The 19,815-nt window shown below is 45.7% G+C and carries 14 protein-coding genes, 1 pseudogene and 1 riboswitch; of the genes and pseudogenes, 8 read left to right on the top strand and 7 right to left on the bottom strand.

The features are described 5' to 3' along the window. Positions 1 to 89: 89 nt before the first annotated feature. On the bottom strand, positions 90 to 1,040 hold the full coding sequence (locus F0232_RS18870) for a TDT family transporter (RefSeq protein ID WP_171750957.1): 951 nt from the start codon (positions 1,038 to 1,040) through the stop codon (positions 90 to 92). A gap of 205 nt (positions 1,041 to 1,245) precedes the next feature. On the opposite strand from F0232_RS18870, the gene F0232_RS18865 reads away from it, so the two are divergent. The 5 genes from F0232_RS18865 (at position 1,246) to F0232_RS18845 (ending at position 5,504) form a co-directional block, all read left to right on the top strand. Continuing rightward, positions 1,246 to 2,142 carry a LysR family transcriptional regulator gene (locus tag F0232_RS18865; RefSeq protein ID WP_019823882.1) on the top strand — a complete coding sequence of 299 codons (897 nt, stop codon included), beginning with the start codon at positions 1,246 to 1,248 and terminating at the stop codon, positions 2,140 to 2,142. An 88-nt stretch (positions 2,143 to 2,230) separates the two neighbouring features. Next, on the top strand, positions 2,231 to 2,524 hold the full coding sequence (locus tag F0232_RS18860) for a YebG family protein (RefSeq protein ID WP_008223840.1): 294 nt from the start codon (positions 2,231 to 2,233) through the stop codon (positions 2,522 to 2,524). Positions 2,525 to 2,678: 154 nt separating this feature from the next. Next, a riboswitch (Fluoride riboswitch) is annotated at positions 2,679 to 2,762 on the top strand. A 193-nt stretch (positions 2,763 to 2,955) separates the two neighbouring features. Next, positions 2,956 to 3,648: an iron-sulfur cluster assembly scaffold protein gene (locus tag F0232_RS18855; RefSeq protein WP_105059114.1), complete on the top strand. Its 693-nt coding sequence runs from the start codon at positions 2,956 to 2,958 to the stop codon at positions 3,646 to 3,648. A 24-nt stretch (positions 3,649 to 3,672) separates the two neighbouring features. Then, the gene (locus F0232_RS18850) at positions 3,673 to 4,662 is read left to right on the top strand and encodes a GGGtGRT protein (RefSeq protein ID WP_105024423.1); all 990 of its coding nucleotides are present in this window, start codon (positions 3,673 to 3,675) and stop codon (positions 4,660 to 4,662) included. A 200-nt stretch (positions 4,663 to 4,862) separates the two neighbouring features. Beyond that, positions 4,863 to 5,504, top strand: coding sequence for a MarC family protein (locus F0232_RS18845; RefSeq protein WP_004737591.1), 642 nt, complete (start codon positions 4,863 to 4,865; stop codon positions 5,502 to 5,504). Between the two features lie 84 nt (positions 5,505 to 5,588). Here the strand turns inward: F0232_RS18845 and ushA are convergent, their stop codons facing one another. Continuing rightward, the gene (ushA, locus tag F0232_RS18840; RefSeq protein ID WP_105059113.1) at positions 5,589 to 7,289 is read right to left on the bottom strand and encodes a bifunctional UDP-sugar hydrolase/5'-nucleotidase UshA; all 1,701 of its coding nucleotides are present in this window, start codon (positions 7,287 to 7,289) and stop codon (positions 5,589 to 5,591) included. Positions 7,290 to 7,793: 504 nt separating this feature from the next. Between ushA and dapD the strand changes: the two genes are divergently transcribed. Then, entirely contained in the window at positions 7,794 to 8,825 is a 1,032-nt protein-coding gene (gene dapD / locus F0232_RS18835; protein ID WP_105059112.1) for a 2,3,4,5-tetrahydropyridine-2,6-dicarboxylate N-succinyltransferase, read from the top strand. A 125-nt stretch (positions 8,826 to 8,950) separates the two neighbouring features. Here the strand turns inward: dapD and F0232_RS18830 are convergent, their stop codons facing one another. Both F0232_RS18830 and purL read right to left on the bottom strand, forming a co-directional pair. Then, positions 8,951 to 9,484, bottom strand: a complete 534-nt coding sequence (locus F0232_RS18830) for a DUF3332 domain-containing protein (protein WP_019823893.1) — start codon at positions 9,482 to 9,484, stop codon at positions 8,951 to 8,953. 252 nt (positions 9,485 to 9,736) lie between these two features. Beyond that, positions 9,737 to 13,633, bottom strand: a complete 3,897-nt coding sequence (purL, locus tag F0232_RS18825) for a phosphoribosylformylglycinamidine synthase (RefSeq protein WP_105059111.1) — start codon at positions 13,631 to 13,633, stop codon at positions 9,737 to 9,739. 329 nt (positions 13,634 to 13,962) lie between these two features. On the opposite strand from purL, the gene mltF reads away from it, so the two are divergent. Both mltF and F0232_RS25205 read left to right on the top strand, forming a co-directional pair. Next, positions 13,963 to 15,531 (top strand): membrane-bound lytic murein transglycosylase MltF, encoded by a 1,569-nt coding sequence (gene mltF / locus F0232_RS18820; RefSeq protein ID WP_105059110.1) that lies wholly within the window; start codon positions 13,963 to 13,965, stop codon positions 15,529 to 15,531. A gap of 302 nt (positions 15,532 to 15,833) precedes the next feature. Then, complete coding sequence (locus F0232_RS25205; protein WP_017059878.1) at positions 15,834 to 15,965, top strand: hypothetical protein; 132 nt, start codon at positions 15,834 to 15,836, stop codon at positions 15,963 to 15,965. A gap of 60 nt (positions 15,966 to 16,025) precedes the next feature. Here F0232_RS25205 and tadA read toward each other — a convergent pair. The 3 genes and pseudogenes from tadA to F0232_RS18805 all read right to left on the bottom strand — a co-directional run bounded on the left by tadA (position 16,026) and on the right by F0232_RS18805 (position 19,748). Then, positions 16,026 to 16,635 (bottom strand): annotated as a pseudogene (tadA, locus tag F0232_RS18815) (tRNA adenosine(34) deaminase TadA). A 73-nt stretch (positions 16,636 to 16,708) separates the two neighbouring features. After that, on the bottom strand, positions 16,709 to 17,998 hold the full coding sequence (locus tag F0232_RS18810) for a hemolysin family protein (protein ID WP_061033251.1): 1,290 nt from the start codon (positions 17,996 to 17,998) through the stop codon (positions 16,709 to 16,711). Between the two features lie 187 nt (positions 17,999 to 18,185). Next, positions 18,186 to 19,748 (bottom strand): AbgT family transporter, encoded by a 1,563-nt coding sequence (locus F0232_RS18805; protein ID WP_061033252.1) that lies wholly within the window; start codon positions 19,746 to 19,748, stop codon positions 18,186 to 18,188. Positions 19,749 to 19,815 lie beyond the last annotated feature (67 nt).

Raw genomic sequence — 19,815 nt, 5'->3', positions numbered from 1 at the left:
ATTAGCATAAGTGCTGAGTTTGGATGAGGAATATAAGCTTATGAAATACCGAAAGCTTAAGGTCCGTTTATCTTTTGAACTATTGCCCTTTACAATCTGCCCGCTACCGCACTTAAAACACGGTGAGGTTTGTAGTTCATGTAGTAACGAACAGCGACATAACCTACCACCAACGTCGCAACAATCAGCTCTAAATAAGCTAGGTTAAACACTTGGTTAATGTAATGCGCTTCAATATCTTGTGCTTCCATCCACGCAGCCAATTTAAACAAGGCTGTTGCACCAATCACAATTGGGAAGGTAAACGCTGCATAGCCAGGGCTAAATGGCAGACGAAGTAGTTTGAAAAACGCCATGTAGATAATGAACGTCATCAACACTGCAATACCAAATAACAAACCAATGATCACTGGTGAAGGGCTTGCTGTCACTGTTAGGTATCCCGCCAAAGATAGGCTTGCTGGTGCTGCCATAATAGCAATGGTTGGTTTTGCTGCATCTGGCACTTCGTGAGAGAAGATCAAACGGTAAACCATCAGTGGTAGCATCACAGCGTAAACTAATAAGCCGAATACCAAAGTCGCGTTCGCTACAGGCTCTAAAACTGGATTACCCGAGAAAGATACATCTGCCACAATGATACCGATTGGCGGTACGAACCAGCTTGGCACCATATGGTGAATCTCAAAGTTTTTAGCTCTGTGGTACAAAAAGCTCACTAAGAAGATAACGTGTAGAGCAACCGCTGCAAGCCACATCGCTTCTTGTAAAAATTGAGAAATCGGCGCTAAAGATGCTGACACCACCATGCTGCCCATCGCAAATGTTGGTACTACACTACCCACTACAGGGTGAGCAAGATCTTCACGCAATAAATGACCATGAATCAAAAATTTCACAGCTAAAACAAGAAGTAATACCGCCGCGACACCCGCACTGGTCCACTGCACTAAACCAGGAGTGTGTAAAATACCTTGTGCGACTAAAACGCCATCCCAGCACCAGCCTAAACTTGCGATTGCTAGTGCTAACCCTGCCATGGGTGTTGGAGCTCCTGTTAATCTATATTTAATACGTTGAATCATGTGAGCCTCTCTTGAACTTAATTCACAAAACTTGTGAACTCATCAGCTTGTTGAAGCCATAATACGCTTGCACTTCGTTAAGTTATATCCAATTATATATAACAAGCGTTCATCAATACTGAACAACCAATTCCACCAGCAGCGTAAAAGTAGGAACCTGATGGCTAATATCTCAATCAAACAGCTCAAAGTGTTTGTCACCATTACCCAGCATTCGACACTTACCGCCGCATCGGAAGCTCTGTTTCTCTCTAAAGCCGCGGTTAGCATGGCACTCGGTGAAATGGAAAAACAGCTAGGGCACTCTCTATTTGACCGGGTCAACAACCGATTAATTCTCAATCAAGAAGGACATAAACTGCTTCCCTTGGCTGATGAGATTCTTCACCGGGCAGCAGGCATCGATGTTCTGTTCCGTGACGACCAGCCCTTAAGTGGCAATCTCAAGGTTGGCGCGAGTGACACGATCGGTAATCAGGTTGCGCCTTTTATTTTGTCTGGCTTTCGAGAAAAAACTCAGCACCAAGACCAGAGTTTGTTCATCTCAAACAGTGCCCTGATCTGTCAAAAGTTGGTGGATTATGAACTGGATATCGCGTTAATTGAAGGAAAAACACTCCATCCGGAGTTGATCTCTAGCCAGTTTAGTAGCGATGAAATGTGTATTATCGTTAGTAATCAACATCCTTTAGTGGCAAAAGACAAAATCGCGTTGCGAGATTTAGAAGACAGCCATTGGATATTGCGCGAATCCGGTTCAGGAACGCGTGAGTTTTTCCTACGAGCCGTCGCACCACGCATCGAGCATTGGTATGAGTCTTTTGAGCTCAACACCACAGAAGCAATCATCAACTCTGTTTCTGCCGGTCTTGGCTTTGCCTGTTTGTCTCGTTTAGCTGCTCAGCGAGCGATCGATTCAGGCCGTGTAAAAGCGCTTAATGTGCCACTTGATATGAAACGTCGGTTCTGGATGCTGGTCCACAAAGACAAGTACCAAAGCCCATTGCTGAAATCTTTCATGAGTTATTGTGAAGACTGGGCGACACATCAAGATTGAGGCCGCATAGTTCGGGCTCCAACTGGACTTTTAACATCAGAAACTGTATAAAAAGCCAGTAAAATTTATCAAACTTAGAGGATTAACCATGGCTGTTATCGTCAAGTACGTGGTGGAACGCAACGGAGAAGAGAAAATGACTTTTACCTCTAAAGCCGAAGCTGACGCATACGACAAAATGCTGGATATGGCTGATGAGCTTTTTGAACTGTTAGGCAAAAGCGATTTAGTTGAAGATGAAGGCAAGCAAGAAGAACTTGCAATGTACCTAGCGAAGAACAAAGAAGAAGTTCTTTACGCATTAGGTGCGAAGCGTAAGCCAGCTCCGAAAAAAGCGAAGAAGCTTGAAGCTGTTGAAGACGCAGAAGAAGATGCGGCTTAACTAGCTGAAGTTTTCTAAAAAACGCCAATGACACCTCTAATCAGAGTCAGTTATTGGCGTTTTTTTATACTTATCGAAATATAATGATGCTTGTTTATAGTCGAAATCGCTCTAAACATTCGCTTGCACAAAAGTGTGATAAAGATCTAATCTATAGCCATCAGGTGATGGGGTTCCACCTAAGCTTTTGCTTCAACCGCCCGTTCTTTTGAACCGTGCTAATGACTCCTACAGAATCGAAAACAGGTAATACTGTTGGATGTATCGCTACTCCTCCACTTTGAAATGGGCTGCGTCTATTAGGACCAAATCCCATGACTCCTTTGGATTATCGATACTCAAGATCTGTAGTGAACTAGCCGCACCTCTTCCAACACGTCCTGTTTTCTCAACGCCCTAGGTCAATACGACTTTATTAGTGAGAAAACAATATGCATTACTCTTCAGAAATTCAATCCATGTGCCCTATTCAAAGGGGTGATCTTCACAACTCGGCTCCAATTCCAGTTGAAGGCGCCATGGTTAGTCCAAAAGATGTCATCGCTATTTCTGGCTTAAGCCATGGCGTAGGCACTTGTGCACCACAACAAGGTGCAGCCAAACTGACTCTTAACGTAAAAAACGGCATCATCGAAGAAGCACTCATCGAGACTATCGGCTGCTCAGGCATGACGCAATCTGCCGCGATGGCCGCTGAAATCCTCACCGGAAAAACTATCCTAGAAGCGCTCAATACTGACTTAGTGTGTGACGCGATTAACGTCGCGATGCGCGAAATCTTCCTGCAGTTTGTTTACGGTCGAACTCAATCTGCTTTCTCTGAAGATGGCCTAGAAATCGGTGCTGCATTAGAAGATTTAGGTCAAACCCAGCGCAGCCAAGTTGGTACCAGCTACTCAACCGCAGCAAAAGGCGTCCGTTACCTAGAACTCGCAGAGGGCTATGTGACCAAGCTTGCACTTGATGACCACAGCGAAGTGATTGGCTACGAGTATCTCAACCTCGGAAAAATGATGAAGGCGATTAATCAAGGTGTGCCAGCCAATGAAGCGGCCGATCTTGCTACAGGGACTTATGGTCGCTTCGACGAAGCCGTGACCACCATTAACCCACGCCAACAGTAATTTTTGCCAATTTAGAGGAAAGATATTATGAACACTCAACTTAATGAATCAGTAACTCGCGCTTTGGCAGAAATGAACTTCGACTCTTTGGCGCAAGCTGAGCAATACTGTAAAGCCCACAATGTAGACCCAAAAACCTTGGTGATGGACACTCAACCAATTGCTTTTGAAAGCGCAGCCGATGCATATACTTTAGGTACAGCCATGGCTCTATTCCGTAAAGCGAGCAACGCTGAACAAGCAGCCAACATCATCGGTGAAGGCCTCCAAGCATTCACAAAACCCGGTAGTGTTGCCGAGCAACGTCAAGTAGGTATTGGTCATGGTGCGCTTGCTGCTCGTCTTCTGAATGAAGAGAGTCATTGCTTTGCTTTTCTTGCAGGTCACGAGTCTTTTGCTGCCGCTGAGGGCGCAATTAAAATCGCACTGAACGTCAATAAATCACGTAAAAATCCATTAAAAGTTATCCTAAATGGTTTAGGTAAAGATGCGGCGTACTTAATCTCACGCATCAATGGCTTCACTTACGTGCGCACTCAATACGACTACCAAACCGGTGAACTCGTTGAAACAGAACGTCGCCGTTTCTCAAATGGCCCTCGCGGAGAGATCTTGTGTTACGGCGCTGATGATGTTCGTGAAGGGGTAGCAATCATGCACAGAGAAGAGGTGGATGTGAGCATTACGGGTAATTCAACCAACCCAACACGCTTCCAACATCCTGTTGCGGGTATCTACAAAGCAGAGCGTACTCGCCAAGGTCTGCCTTACTTCTCAGTTGCTTCAGGCGGTGGTACAGGTCGTACATTGCACCCAGACAACGTAGCGGCAGGCCCTGCGTCTTACGGCATGACAGATACCATGGGCAGAATGCACGCAGACGCTCAGTTTGCAGGTAGCTCTTCAGTTCCTGCTCACGTTGCTATGATGGGTTTCATTGGCATGGGTAACAACCCAATGGTCGGTGCTACGGTTGCACTGGCTGTCGCGGTAAGCGAATCTCAAAACGCATAATGATAGAAGTGATTGTCAGCATTTAGCGCCTCAAGCCGAGGCGTTAGTTGAAAAATCGACACCAACACACAATCAAAACTCTACTCCCATCACTAAAACTATACAGCCAGCCCTATGCTGGCTGTTTTTTATTCATACTTGCTCTAGTATCTATTCTTATTCAATATGTGTATTTAACTGCATCTTTTTAAAGGAATAATATGAAAGAGCTCATCATTCATACCATCACAGTGTTCATGGGCTTTTTCGCCATCATGAACCCTATCGCTAACACGCCAATCTTTCTTGGTTTAACAGGCGACAACGACAGAGAGACAGTTAAGTCAATCGCGTTTCGCTCAGTGTTTATCGCATTCATCATCGTCAGTACGTTTGCCATTTCAGGCAAGCTGATCTTCGACCTTTTTGGTATCACGCTTTATGCCCTGCGCATCACAGGCGGTATTTTGGTCTTCTTGATTGGCTTTCACATGCTACAAGGTGAATCGACACACTCGAAGGCGAAAGAGAAGGTTAACTCAGATGCCCAACAAGACGCGGCGCTAAGTATCGCAGTATCACCACTGGCCATGCCGATACTGGCAGGTCCGGGGACAATTGCCACCGCGATGAACTTTGCTAGCACCGAGGGCATCTATGAAACCGTCATCACCATCATCGCGTTTGGTCTGTTGTGTACCTTAACTTACGTATTGTTTGTGTTTGGCGAACGCTTCGTGAAAGCGGTAGGGCCAAGCGCACTGAACGTGATTACTCGAATGATGGGTTTGATACTGGCTGTTATCGGTATGCAGATGTTGATTGAAGGTATCGAGCAAGCTCATAAAGCACTGTTTGTCTAGCCTCTAACTCCACTAAGTTTTATACAAAAATAGCCAGCGATTCGCTGGCTATTTTCTTTGTCGTTTTTGTTTATGAGTTATAAATTAGCTAGCAGGACAACCTTTCACTTCCAAGCCATTACTCATATAGATTAACTTACCAGCTTCTGGCGCATAATCTGCAGCTGTTATATTAGGATGCTTCACAAAGAATTCACGAAGTACAAAGGCATCCGCCAGCTGCGTCGATTCAACATCAATTACCGGATAATCATCACCACCAGCTGCACTAAAGCTGATCACAGAAAAGGTATAAGTATCAGTTAAGCTGAAACCTTTATTGTTAATGTCACGTATGGTCACATCACTCGAGTCGCAATTTACAGTCAAGCTAATATTATCCAGCTGAGCATAAGCGCCAGAACCTGCCGTCATCGTAGCAACAACGTCTAAATACTCTTTTACTTCAGCTCCTGTCATCGTAGCTTTGGTTACGAAATTACCAAAAGGTTGAACCGTCAACACATCACGATACGTCACATCCCCCACTTGAATCGAATCACGTACACCACCAGAATTCATCACGCCGAAATCAGCATTCACTAAGTCGTAAGTTCGGTAAGCGTGGCCTAATAAGTGACCAAGGTTAGTCTGCTCAGAGCGAACCACATTACGATCACCTTCAAGCTTCGCATCTGTATTTGAGATCACTTCATCAAGCAACTCTTGGCCTTGTTGCTGATACGCAGAAAGCGTCGCAATCACTGTTGAGTCTGGTTCAATCTCAGTTTGGATAAACTGATAATCACCATTTTCGTCTTTCTCTTTCAAGTTCACAGGAACCAGATCGTACTTCGCTAAATGCAGTTTGCCTTCATAAAACTCAAAGTCAGCTCGACCTACATACTTGCCCCATTCATGTGCTTGCATGATGTAAGTCCCATTCTGCTGATCTGGCTTACAATCATCTCCCGGATTAAAGTCTGCGTATTCATTACCTTCCATACAAACTGGGTTTTGGGAGTGCCCGCCAATAATGGCATCTAATTGCCCTTCCTCCAGTGAACGAGCAAGTAACACATCACCAGGAGCTTCACTACCATGTTGACCATCGGCGTAGTGCCCCATATGCGTGGTAGCAAAAATCAGGTCAACCGTTTCATTGGCCTCGATTTCTTTTATGGCTTTTTTGATTTCTACTTGCGGGTCCGCAAAATGAATCGTCGCGACATTATCAGGGTTAACCAATTTCGCCGTATCTTTGGTTGTCAGGCCAATAACAGCTATTTTTAACCCATTAATAGTGAATACTTTGTATGGAGAGAAAAGGCGTTCATCAGTAACTGTATCTCCATCTTTGATATAAATATTCGCTGCAAGCATCGGGAAATCAGCCAGTTCAGCCTGCATCTCTAGCACATCTAAGCTGTTGTCGAACTCATGATTACCTAATGCCATTGCGTCGTAACCAAGAAGGTTCATACCAACAAAATCCGGTACTGCGTTCTGCATGTCAGACTCAGGCACACCTGTATTAATATCACCACCAGACAATAGAATGGTTTCACCACCGTTTTGGGTGACTTCAGCACGAATGCTATCGATCAAAGTCTTGCGAGCAGCCATTCCGTACTCACCCTTACTGTTCTCCCAAAAACGACCGTGGTTATCGTTGGTATGTAAAACAGTAAACTTGGTACAAGAAGCAGCAGTGTCACATGTCACTGCGGTATCATTGCTGTCCGAGCCACAGCCAACCATCGCTACGCCGATAGAGAGCACCAGTAAAGACTTAGTAAAATTCATAGAAGATCCTTTATTAATCGTTTTAATGTCGTTATGGCTGGAAATATACTTAATTAATATAGGGTTATAGTGATCTTCATCTTAATTACGCAGCTGAAAACTTGAGTATTTACTCGGACTGTAGGCACAAGCGATTAATCAACAGAAGTCGAATAATTCTGATAATAAACATAGATTTATAAAGGAAGTGTGACTCATCCTATTGATATAGCTAACAACAAGGTGGGTTAGGTATGAGTAGCGAATATGGAAATCAAATTATGCTGCATAGTTTAATTAAACACTGCAACATTAAGAACGTGGTGTGATATCCGGATAATGAAAACTATCGCTAAAAAGACAAGCAATATCATTTTACAGACTTTATCCCGATGCGCCCTTTCATAACGAGGGCGCTCTCTTTATGATGAACGCAATTAAATTAACTTTGCTAACGACAGCACTGGTTATTCGAGCTGCTGTTAAGAAATAGCAAAATCAAGACTCAACACATGGAGATTCAACATGGCTTTCTTTTCACTAGCCTTCGGTACGGCAACCAAAAACCGCGACAATAAAATCATTGAAGCGTTCTTCCCTAGCCCACTTCTAAACCCAAGCGACGCTCTAGTAGCGGCTGTAGGTGAAGTAGCAGGTTACACTGAAGGCAACCAAGCTATCGAAATCTCTGCTGCACAAAGCGCAGAACTAGCGAAAGCATTCGCAGCAAACGACGATGCAGCAAACGCATCTTTCGCAGAAAAAGCAGCAGCATCTGATCAACCATTGGTTCTTGTTGTTCTTGCGACTGACGAGAAGCCAGCATCTGTTGCTGAAGGCTTCCTAAAGCTACAACTTATCTCTAACCGCCTAGTTCAACCACACGGTACGGTACTAGACGGCATCTTCGGTCTACTGCACAACATCGCATGGACAAACGAAGGCCCAATCGACCTTCCTGAACTAGCGGATCGTCAAATCGAAGCTCGCCTAGCTGGTCGCTCTCTGTCTGTAGATTGCGTAGACAAATTCCCTAAAATGGTGGATTACGTGGTACCAACAGGTATTCGTATTGCTGATACTTCTCGTGTTCGTCTTGGCGCACATGTGGGTGAAGGCACAACGGTAATGCACGAAGGTTTCATCAACTTCAACGCGGGTACAACAGGCGTAAGCATGGTTGAAGGTCGTATCTCTGCAGGTGTTGTTGTAGGTAACGGTTCAGACATCGGTGGCGGCGCTTCTATCATGGGTACTCTGTCTGGTGGCGGTACTATGGTTATCTCTATCGGCGAAAACTGCCTACTAGGCGCAAACGCAGGTCTTGGCTTCCCAATGGGCGACCGCTGCACTGTTGAGTCTGGTCTATATGTAACGGCTGGTACAAAAGTTCGCATGCTAGATAAAGAAGGCAACGAGGTAGAAATCATTAAAGCTCGCGACCTAGCTGGTGTTTCTGATCTGCTGTTCCGTCGCAACTCGATCACAGGTCAAATTGAGTGTCTAGCGAACAAGTCTGCTGTTGAGCTGAACAGCGAGCTACACAGCAACAACTAATCTAAGCGCTAGATGCTAGATGCTAGATGCTAGATGCTAGATGCTAGATGCTAGATGCTAGAAAATACGAAGCCGCTGGGGTTAAATCCAGCGGCTTTTCTTTTATCTATAGATAATGAAAGACGTTACACTTTCTCTGCGGCTAACTGCTCTAGAGCCTGGATAGAGGTTTCAGATACCAATGTGCCATCCATGTAGTAGCTGACCTTATCGCCATCGCGAACACCCAGTAGTACTGCTTTCTGACCATCGTTGTAAGTGATATCCATGCGAATCGTGTTTTCATCGATTTGCTGCATTTCACCCCATTCGATCTGGCGATTGTTGAAGCCTAGTGGTGCTTCTTTTAGTGAATCGTCTAGACTGTCATTCACATCGATCATGGTATCGACTTTGCTATCGAAGATGTGAGGCGCACCAGTAAGTGGGTTTTTACCAGCCCAGAATTCAATCGAGTTAAATACAATGTAATCGGCTGCAGTAGTCAATGCGTAAACCGGAGCAAGCAAGAAGTTGACGCCCGCACGAGCGTAACGGTTATCCACTACCTCGACGTTAAACTTCATTAATTTCCCAGTAACAGCGTTACTACCTACACACCCAGCTAACGACATGACAATCGCTGCCACTGCAACGGCTTTTGTGATTGTTGTTTTCATAGTTCCCTCTTATGCCACGATGATTGATTCAGTTTTTGCACAGACGAACGAATATGACTCTGCGTAAAAACAGACATTATTCGCCTAACAAATTGATTCCATAACATTTAGCGTAGTGGAGATTTTTAGAACAGCAAACTGCAAACCTCAATTTATCACTCTGGTTCCAAAAAAATTCACAAAAAAAAGCGCAGACCTTTCGATCTGCGCTTTTGATTTTTGCTTAATCTAATCTAGATTAACGCGGCATGATTAACCCACGTTCTTACGTGCGTTTTGGAACATACGCATCCAAGCACCATTCTCGCCCCAACCTTCTGGAGACCAAGAGTTAGCTACTGTACGGAATACACGCTCTGGGTGAGGCATCATGATAGTCACGCGGCCATCCGTCGTGGTTAAACCTGTGATAGCGTTTGGCGAACCGTTCGGGTTATTCGGGTATTGCTGCGTCGGGTTACCGTGGTTATCAACGTAACGTAGAGCAACCGTACCTGAATTTTCAATCGCATTTAGGTGGTCGTTGTCACGCACTTCTACGCGGCCTTCACCGTGAGAAACTGCGATTGGCATACGAGAACCTTCCATGCCATTGAAGAATACAGAATCAGATTTCTGAACTTCAACTAGGCTGAAACGTGCTTCAAAACGCTCAGATTCGTTGCGAACGAAACGTGGCCAGTACTCTGCACCTGGAATAAGTTCACGTAGGTTAGACAGCATCTGACAACCGTTACATACACCTAGAGAGAAGGTATCTTCACGCTTGAAGAAGTTTTCAAATTGCTCACGAGTCGAGTCGTTAAACAGAACCGACTTAGCCCAACCTTCACCAGCGCCTAGTACGTCACCGTAAGAGAAGCCACCACAAGCCACAAGACCGTTGTACTCATCAAGTACCGCTTGACCAGTAAGGATGTCGCTCATGTGAATATCAGTTGCTTCGAAACCTGCACGGTCGAATGCTGCTGCCATTTCAACGTGAGAGTTAACACCCTGCTCACGTAGAATCGCCATCTTAGGCTTAGCGCCAGTGTTGATGAAAGGTGCAGCGATATCTTCGTTAACATCGAAGCTCAGTTTCACGTTTAGACCTGGATCTGAGTTGTCTTTCTTCGCTTCGTGCTCTTGGTCGGCACATGCTGGGTTATCACGTAGACCTTGCATCTTGTGCGTTGTTTCTGCCCAGATAGTACGTAGTTCAGTACGGTTACGTTCAATCACAACCGACTCACCGGACTTAATCACTAGCTCGTCAGATGCCTCAACAGAACCAATCACGTGTGAACACGCTTCTAGGCCGTTGGCTGCAAGCGTAGAAAGAACCGCGTCTAGGTCATCGTTACGAACTTGGATTACCGCACCTAGCTCTTCGTTGAATAGTGCAGCTAGTGCGTCTTCACCTAAAGAAGCAATATCAGCATTAATACCACAGTGACCTGCAAACGCCATTTCAGCAAGAGTAACGAATAGACCGCCATCGCCTTTATCGTGGTAAGCCACTACTTGGTCGTTAGCAACCAGTGCTTGAACACCTTCGTAGAAACCTTTCAGTTGTGCTGCGTTGTCTACGTCTGCTGGCTTATCACCAAGCTGCTTGTAAACTTGCGCTAGTGCCGTTGCACCTAGACGGTTTTTGCCGTTACCTAAGTCGATAAGAACTAGACTTGAAGCACCTTTGTCAGTGCGTAGTTGCGGCGTAATTGTTTTACGAACATCTTCAACACGAGCAAATGCAGTGATAACAAGAGATAGCGGAGACGTTACTTCTTTCTGCTCGCCGTTCTCTTCCCACTTCGTCTTCATCGACATTGAGTCTTTACCTACTGGGATAGTTAGACCCAGAGCTGGACATAGCTCTTCACCGACAGCTTTCACCGCTTCGTAAAGACCTGCATCTTCACCTGGGTGACCCGCTGGAGACATCCAGTTCGCCGACAGTTTAATGTGTTTGATATCACCGATGTTAGTCGCTGCGATGTTTGTGATTGCTTCACCAACCGCTAGACGAGCCGATGCACCGAAGTCTAGTAGAGCTACTGGCGTACGCTCACCAAGAGACATCGCTTCACCGTGGTAAGAGTCGTAACTTGCTGCCGTTACCGCACAGTTAGCAACAGGAACCTGCCATGGGCCAACCATTTGGTCACGAGCAACAAGGCCAGTTACCGAGCGGTCACCGATAGTGATTAGGAATGTTTTCTCAGCGACTGTTGGTAGGCGAAGAACACGGTCAACCGCTTCGTTCATTTCGATACCAGAGCGGTCAATCGCTGGGTTGTTCGCTTTTAGCGTTTTCGCGTCGCGGTGCATCTTAGGTGTTTTGCCTAATAGGATGTCCATCGGCATGTCGATTGGCGTGTTGTCGAAGTGTGAATCTTCAAGTTTAAGTTCACGCTCTTCCGTTGCTTTACCAACCACGGCGTATGGTGCACGTTCACGCTTACAAATCGCGTCGAACGTTGCCATGTCTTTATCAGCAACTGCCATTACGTAACGCTCTTGAGATTCGTTACACCAGATCTCAAGTGGGCTCATGCCCGGCTCATCGTTTGGCACGTCACGTAGGTTGAAGATACCGCCACGTTCGCCATCGTCTACTAGCTCAGGAAGTGCATTCGAGATACCGCCCGCGCCCACATCGTGGATGAATGCGATTGGGTTCGCATCACCTAGCTGCCAACAACGGTCGATCACTTCCTGACAACGACGCTCCATTTCTGGGTTTTCACGTTGTACAGAAGCGAAATCTAGATCTTCTGAAGAAGAACCAGAATCCATTGAAGATGCTGCACCGCCACCAAGGCCGATGTTCATCGCAGGACCACCTAGAACGATTAGGCTTGCACCTACTGGGATCTCTTTCTTCTGAACGTGCTCGTCACGGATGTTACCTAGGCCACCAGCCAGCATGATTGGCTTGTGGTAACCACGTACTTCTTCACCTGCGTGAGAGTTTACTTTCTCTTCGTAAGTACGGAAGTAACCTAGTAGGTTTGGACGACCAAATTCGTTGTTGAATGCCGCGCCACCAAGAGGACCTTCAAGCATGATATCCAATGCAGTAACGATACGGCTTGGCTTACCAAAGTCAGTTTCCCAAGGTTGAACAAAGTTCGGGATCTTAAGGTTAGATACAGAGAACGCCACTAGACCTGCTTTTGGCTTACCACCGATACCAGTTGCGCCTTCATCACGGATTTCACCGCCTGAACCTGTTGATGCGCCCGGCCATGGAGAGATAGCCGTTGGGTGGTTGTGCGTTTCAACTTTCATCAAGATGTGTGTCTTCTCTTGGTGGTAGTTGTACTGGCGAGTTTCAGGATCTGGAAAGAAGCGACCTACTTCAGAGCCCGTCATAACAGCTGCATTATCTTTGTATGCAGAAAGTACGTTATCAGGTGTCACTTCAAACGTATTCTTAATCATCTTGAACAATGATTTTTCTTGCTTAACGCCGTCGATAGTCCAATCAGCGTTGAAGATCTTGTGACGACAGTGCTCTGAGTTCGCTTGTGCGAACATCATTAGCTCGATGTCAGTCGGGTTACGTTCAAGCTTAGTGACAAAGCTTTCAAGTAGGTAATCAATCTCATCTTCTGCAAGAGCAAGACCTAGGGTAACGTTTGCTTCTTCAAGCGCTTTACGGCCGCCAGTAAGAAGATCAACTTCCGTATAAGGTGCTGGTTCTGCAACGGTGAACAGTGCTGCTGCTGATTCGAAGTCCGTGAATACCACTTCCATCATACGGTCGTGAAGAATCGCTTTCAGTTCAACAAGTTGAAGCTCAGAAAGTTCAGAAGACGTTTCAATATAGAAAGCCGTACCGCGCTCTAGGCGAGATACTTTCGCTAGACCACAGTTATGTGCGATATCAGTAGATTTTGAAGACCAAGGAGAAATAGTACCTGGACGAGGAGTAGCAAGCAGCAGTAAACCTTCAGGTTCATGCTCTTCAATCGTTGGACCGTAAGTCAGTAGCTTTTCTAGCTTCTCAACTTCAGACGCGTCTAGGTCTGCTGTTAAATCAGCAAAGTGGGCAAACTCAGCGTAAATACCTGTTACAGGTAAGCTTAATTCACGACAAAGCTCTAAAAGCTTGTTAACACGAAACTCAGATAGAGCTGGGGAGCCACGCAAAATTCTCATGTGCTTAGGTCTCTTATGCAGTTGATTAAGGTGATATTGGAATAAATTCAGTGGGTTAAAGGAAAAACCTAACTGTTTTCTTCGAAGCTATTCCCGAAGGTTTAAAAACCTATGCCGATTCCACCTCTTCAATGCGAGCGCATTATAAAGCATTTTTTTTTGTGACGTAACACCAAAAGCAACCGTTTGCGTGATTTTTTTCATGTTTCTGAGTAAATGGTGTTTTTGCTGCATTTATCACCACTTTTACATCTGTTTAATGAAACCTGCTTTGCCAGTCTGGCGGGGTTTGGTATAAAGGGGCTTCCACTTTTCGAGATTTCATTTTGATGCCTAAATTTTCTCTCATCTTTTTGTCTAAGTCCTTTCTGCTGGTTATCGCTCTGTTTGGGCTAACCGCATGCCAGATTGAGTCTGAACCTAAAAGTGTCCTCGAGCAGATACGAGAGCGTGGCGTGCTTCGTGTCGGTACTCTGAATAACCAACTCTCTTACTACATTGGTCCTGATGGCCCTGCAGGTCTCGATTACGAATTGGCTCGTGAGTTTGCACAAGAGCTAGGGGTTAAGCTTGAGGTTAAACCGGCTTACCGTCTATCTGGCTTATTCCCTGCTCTAAAGAAAGGCGAGATCGACCTTATCGCTACTGGGTTAACGCAAAACAACAAACTGACACGTGCTTATCGTGCAGCGCCTGCTTATTACTATGTAAGCCAACAGGTGGTGTATAAAAAAGGCCAATGGCGCCCAAGAAACCTAGACCAACTGATCAAGTTTGAAAACGACCGCCAGGCTGAATTCATCAAAGCGCAAGCTGAATCAGAAGACGCGTCACCTAACGAGACTCTGACGCCCTCTTTAGTTGTGGTCAAAGACTCGCACTTCGAACCAACACTTAAGCAATTACAGAACACGCACCAGGACTTCATCTACGATGCAGTTGGCAATGCCGACATCAATGACCTGCTAAAAGAAGTATCGACGGGCGAGCGCCTATTTACGGTTGCCGATTCTATCGAACTATCACTAGCACAACGTTTGTACCCAGACGTAGCATTGGCGTTTGAGCTTACTGAAGACCAACCTATCTCTTGGTACTTAGAGAAGTCTGAAGATGAAAGCCTGTACGCATTGCTGATTGAATTCTTCGGTAACCTAAAACAATCCGGTGAACTTGCTTCGCTAGAAGAAAAGTACATCGGTCATATCGGCACTTTTGATTACGTTGATACTCGTGCCTTTATCCGCGCGCTCGACAGCAAGCTACCAAAATGGTCGCCGCTGTTTCAGAAGTACTCGCAAGAGTTTGACTGGCGCTTGATTGCAGCACTTGCTTATCAAGAATCTCACTGGAACCCGGTCGCGCGATCACCAACGGGTGTTCGTGGCATGATGATGCTGACACTACCGACAGCGAAGAGTGTTGGGGTGACCAACCGTCTTGACCCTAAACAGTCGGTACAAGGTGGTGTTGAATACCTACGTCGTATCGTGAACCGTGTACCAGATTCAATCACACAACATGAAAAGATCTGGTTTGCGCTTGCTTCATACAATGTCGGTTACGGACACATGATGGACGCACGCCGCTTAACCAAAGCGCAAGGCGGAGATCCTGATGCTTGGGGTGATGTAAAAGACAGACTGCCTCTACTAAGACAGAAGAAATACTACAGCCAAACTCGCTATGGCTATGCCCGTGGTGATGAAGCTAGAAACTACGTAGAGAACATTCGCCGTTATTACCAAAGCATCATCGGCCATGTAAATAAGCGTAATAAAGAACAAGAAGAGAGCCTTGAAGGGTTGATCGTTATTCCACCTTTAGAGACTTCTGGGGCTGAATCCAGCATCAGCGCTGCAGAGTCAACAGTTAGCGGTTCTGAGTCTTCGAAATAGAAACCAAAAGAGCAATACCTTCCAGTATTGCTCTTTTTTATTGCGCTTTCTATCGCTTACACAAAGGAGTAGTGTGGATAAAAGGCAGTGTCATATTACAGTAACAATCGCCCCTTATAACGACACACCACAATCAAGATTAGCGTTCTGTTGCACTAGACCATTGGCCGAAGTTAGAGGCTTAAGAATAGAGTTGCTCTGCTAAGTCAGCTTCTACGCGACAGAACAAACAGACGAATCACACTATAATTAAGTCGTTAGTCAAAACGACACAGTCAGACGACCAATAGGAAATCATTGAAATGATGAAGAAACTGAAATCGAAACGCCTTGATAAGACAGTTGCTGCAAACCGTCGTAAGCGTATGCTTTCAAATAATAAGAAGAAGATCATTTGGCGCAACCGTGCTTTCATGCAGATGATTGCCGAGTAAACTCTATAACCAAGTAAGCTGGTTTGGCACTCTTACTATGAGAGTGCCTTAAACTTGCTGCTATTTCTTTTTAAGCGCCTTGTCTGCTTCTAACTGCTGCTCTTCTAGCAAACGCTCTTGCTTTCGCTTCTCTTTTATCTCTTTTCGACGACGCTTGAAAAACGCTTGTAGTTGCTCGCGACACTCATCCTCTAATAGCCCGTGCTCAACATCAGCATAGTGATAGGAAGCTTGGCTCTCAAACAAGTTCAACACCGTCCCTGCAGCACCCGCTTTTAGGTCTGGCGCGCCAAAAACAATGCGCTTCACTCGGCTGTGTAACAAGGCACCCGCACACATAGGGCATGGCTCAAGCGTGACATACAAAGTGGTATCAAGCAGTCGATAATTTTCCAGAACCTGTCCCGCTTTACGCAAGGTTTCTACTTCAGCGTGCGCTGTTGCGTCATGGCTGCCAATCGAACGGTTCCACCCTTCAGAGATAATCTCACCATCTTTTACCAGTACGGCACCAACAGGCACCTCTCCCTCACGCTCCGCTTTTTTTGCCACTTCGATGGCACGTCGCATGAAGATTTCATCTTGAGGGGTGAATTGATGGTCTGACAAAGGGGACTCCAAAAACAAACAATAGAAACAATAGAAACAAAAAAGGTATGCGGTGAAGCATACCTAATCTTAGTGATGATGGACAACAAAGAGATGCCCACCAATAGCCATGGACTGGATGATTAACTGTCAGTCTAGCTTTCGGCTGCAAGCAAATCATTAACGATTTGCGTCGCTTTGACGCTCACAATACGATTATTCTCAACCGAGATAATCTCAAACTGCCACTGCTGACACTCAACGATCTCTCCCGTCTCAGGCAAGCGACCTAGCAGCCATGTGATGAGTCCGTTTAGAGTTTGGAAGCCCTCGCTTTCACCCTCTAACTCTGAAAGCTCCAAGCGATTTTTCAGTTCGCTAATCGGGATTAATCCATCCACCAGCAAGCCATCTGGCAGAGACTCAGTCCAAAGGTCGTTCGGGTTGTTTGATAACTCTCCCGCAATCGCCTCTAGAATGTCGTAATGAGTCACGAGGCCTTGAACATCGCCATACTCATCAACAATGAATGCCATCTCAGTGCCCGACTCTTTAAAATAACCAAGGAGGCGTAGCGCCTTCATCGATTCCGGTACATAGATTGGAGATTTAGACAGCCCCATGATCACTTGAATACTTAGATTACCCGCCTGATTCAATAAAGCCTTGGCAGACACTGTGCCTACCACCTTATTTAGATGGTCTTGGCATAGAGGGAATACGCTGTGCTTTGATGAGCGGAGCTGCTTCAAGATGTTCTCGACAGGTTGGTCGACATCCAGAAAATCGATGTCTCGACGTGGCGTCATCAATGAGCTCACTAAGCGATCATCAAGCTGCAAGATATTGCGAATCATCTCTTGCTCACCACGTTCAATCACACCGGAGTCTGAGCCCTCTTTAACAAGCGCATGAATATCGTCTTCCGTCACACTGTCTTCTTCGCCACCTCGGCCCATCAACTTAAGAATACCTTCCGTTGAAGCAGACAAAGCAAAAACAAACGGCGTCGCGATTTTAGACAACCAATAGATTGGCATAGCGACCAACACAGCGATGGTTTCCGCTTGAGATTGAGCAAAGCGTTTTGGTACGAGTTCACCAACAACAATCGCAAAGTAAGTAATACCGACAACGACGACCGCGGTAGACAGAACATTCGCTTGCGTTGCATCCATGCCCCACAGTTCTAGTTGCACGGCTAGTGGTGCAGATAACGTCGCCTCACCCACGATGCCGCTGAGCAGGCCTATGACGGTAATACCGATTTGAATGGTTGAGAGGAAGCGAGTTGGATTTTCTTTAAGCTCAAGTGCGATCTGAGCAGAACGGTGCTTTTCGGCCAAGCGTTTCAGCCGACTATTTTTTGCTGCTACCAATGCAATCTCAGACATGGCAAACAGACCATTTAAAACAATTAACCCTACCAGAAGCAGAATTTTCATGATGTTTTGGATTTCCTAATTTTACCGGCCAACAATTAGCCGTAATCCGGAGTATAAGCTGAGTACCTTTCTTTTTGATATAAAAATTTTTGGATATGAAAATAGAGCGGAAAAATAGCACAAAAAAGCCCGCACATTTCGGTGCGGGCTTAGTAATGAATAAAGCTTAATTTTGCTTAGTTCAATCTTACATTGTGTAAGTGTAAGGTGCTTGGATACCTAGTGGAATACCAAGAGCCCAGTAAGCTAGCAGGAAGATAGACCAACCGATTAGCATTGCAATCGAGAATGGCATCATTAGAGAAGCTAGAGTACCGATACCTGTAGACTTAACGTAGCGTTGGCAGTAAACAACAACCAGTGGGAAGAACACCATTAGTGGAGAGATGATGTTAGACACTGAGTCACCAACACGGTAAGCCGCTTGAGATAGCTCAGGAGAGATACCTACAACCATTAGCATTGGAACTAGGATTGGACCGATAAGTGCCCACTTAGCCGATGCAGAACCAACAAGAAGGTTAACTGAAGCCGTTAGTAGAATCATACCAACGATTGTCGCTTCACCAGGAAGGTCCATCGCTTTCAGGCCTTCAGCACCGTAAAGTGCCAGCATAGTACCAATGTTTGATTGACCGAATGCCGATAGGAACTGTGCACAGAAGAACGACATTACAATGTACGCGCCCATCGTAGCCATTGTCTCAGACATCGCCTTGATTACGTCATTGCTGTTCTTGAAAGTACCCGCTACACGGCCGTAAACGATACCTGGGATGATGAACAGGATGAAGATCAGAGGAACGATAGACTTCATAACTGGTGCAGAGAATGCTGTTAGCTCACCTTCAGGAGAACGCAGTGCAGAGTTCTCAGGGATTAGAGCCGCAACAAGCAGACCAATACCAGCAACCATTGCCCAACCTGCGTATTTGAATGCTTTTGATTCAATTGCAGTGAACGTACCTAGATCAGGTGCTTCTTCAGCATCTTCATCAACTGGCGTGTTCGCTAGGCGAGGTTCGATGATCTTCTCAGTTACGTACCAACCGATAGCAACAATAAGAACTGAAGATAGGCCAGTAAAGAAGATGTTCGCTAGAGGGTTAATCACGTATTCAGGGTCAAGAACGTTTGCCGCTGTTTGCGTGAAGCCAGCTAGTAGCGGGTCGATACCTGAAGGGATGAAGTTCGCAGAGAAACCACCTGATACACCAGCAAATGCTGCTGCAATACCCGCTAGAGGGTGACGACCCGCAGCGTGGAAGATGATACCGCCAAGAGGGATTACTAGAACGTAACCTGCATCAGCTGCTGTGTGAGACACGATAGCAACCAAGATTAGCATTGGCGTAAGTAGCTTAGCTGGCGTGAAGTTCAGCATCTTCTTAAGGCCAGTAGTAATGAAGCCTGAAGAGTCTGCAACGCCAACACCTAGCATAGCAACAAGTACGATGCCTAGTGGTGCGAAGCCTGTGAACGTAGTAACCATATTCGCTAGGAAGCTAGCAAGCGCTTCACCAGTCAGTAGGTTGTTTACTTCTAGAGCAGCACCCGTTTGAGGGTTGATTAGATCGAATGAAAGATTCGACAAAAGTGCAGATGCTACCCATACGATAACTAGAGCCCAGAAGAACAGGATTGCTGGATCTGGAATTTTGTTGCCGGCGCGTTCAATGAAGTTTAGAAAGCGATCCATTCCACTGATCTTGTCAGTCGAAGGTGCTTTTTTTACGGCTTGGTTACTCATTGTAACTCCATATGTGATGTTGTTTGTTTAGGCCTAATATAAGTTTTTACCACGGCCTATTGGTACA

The sequence above is a fragment of the Vibrio sp. T3Y01 genome, assembly GCF_013114525.1.
Taxonomy (GTDB): Bacteria; Pseudomonadota; Gammaproteobacteria; order Enterobacterales; family Vibrionaceae; genus Vibrio; species Vibrio chagasii_B.
This window is presented reverse-complemented; position numbering and strand designations above follow the sequence as displayed.

Bases quoted from the DNA above. Each gene is read 5' to 3' on its own strand.
- F0232_RS18865 (WP_019823882.1), top strand. From the start codon at position 1,246: ATGGCTAATATCTCAATCAAACAGCTCAAAGTGTTTGTCACCATTACC.
- F0232_RS18830 (WP_019823893.1), bottom strand. From the start codon at position 9,484: ATGAAAACAACAATCACAAAAGCCGTTGCAGTGGCAGCGATTGTCATG.
- dapD (WP_105059112.1), top strand. From the start codon at position 7,794: ATGGCTTTCTTTTCACTAGCCTTCGGTACGGCAACCAAAAACCGCGAC.
- F0232_RS18860 (WP_008223840.1), top strand. From the start codon at position 2,231: ATGGCTGTTATCGTCAAGTACGTGGTGGAACGCAACGGAGAAGAGAAA.
- mltF (WP_105059110.1), top strand. From the start codon at position 13,963: ATGCCTAAATTTTCTCTCATCTTTTTGTCTAAGTCCTTTCTGCTGGTT.
- F0232_RS18870 (WP_171750957.1), bottom strand. From the start codon at position 1,040: ATGGCAGGGTTAGCACTAGCAATCGCAAGTTTAGGCTGGTGCTGGGAT.
- F0232_RS18855 (WP_105059114.1), top strand. From the start codon at position 2,956: ATGCATTACTCTTCAGAAATTCAATCCATGTGCCCTATTCAAAGGGGT.
- F0232_RS18810 (WP_061033251.1), bottom strand. From the start codon at position 17,998: ATGAAAATTCTGCTTCTGGTAGGGTTAATTGTTTTAAATGGTCTGTTT.
- F0232_RS18805 (WP_061033252.1), bottom strand. From the start codon at position 19,748: ATGAGTAACCAAGCCGTAAAAAAAGCACCTTCGACTGACAAGATCAGT.
- F0232_RS18845 (WP_004737591.1), top strand. From the start codon at position 4,863: ATGAAAGAGCTCATCATTCATACCATCACAGTGTTCATGGGCTTTTTC.
- F0232_RS25205 (WP_017059878.1), top strand. From the start codon at position 15,834: ATGATGAAGAAACTGAAATCGAAACGCCTTGATAAGACAGTTGCTGCA.
- ushA (WP_105059113.1), bottom strand. From the start codon at position 7,289: ATGAATTTTACTAAGTCTTTACTGGTGCTCTCTATCGGCGTAGCGATG.
- purL (WP_105059111.1), bottom strand. From the start codon at position 13,633: ATGAGAATTTTGCGTGGCTCCCCAGCTCTATCTGAGTTTCGTGTTAAC.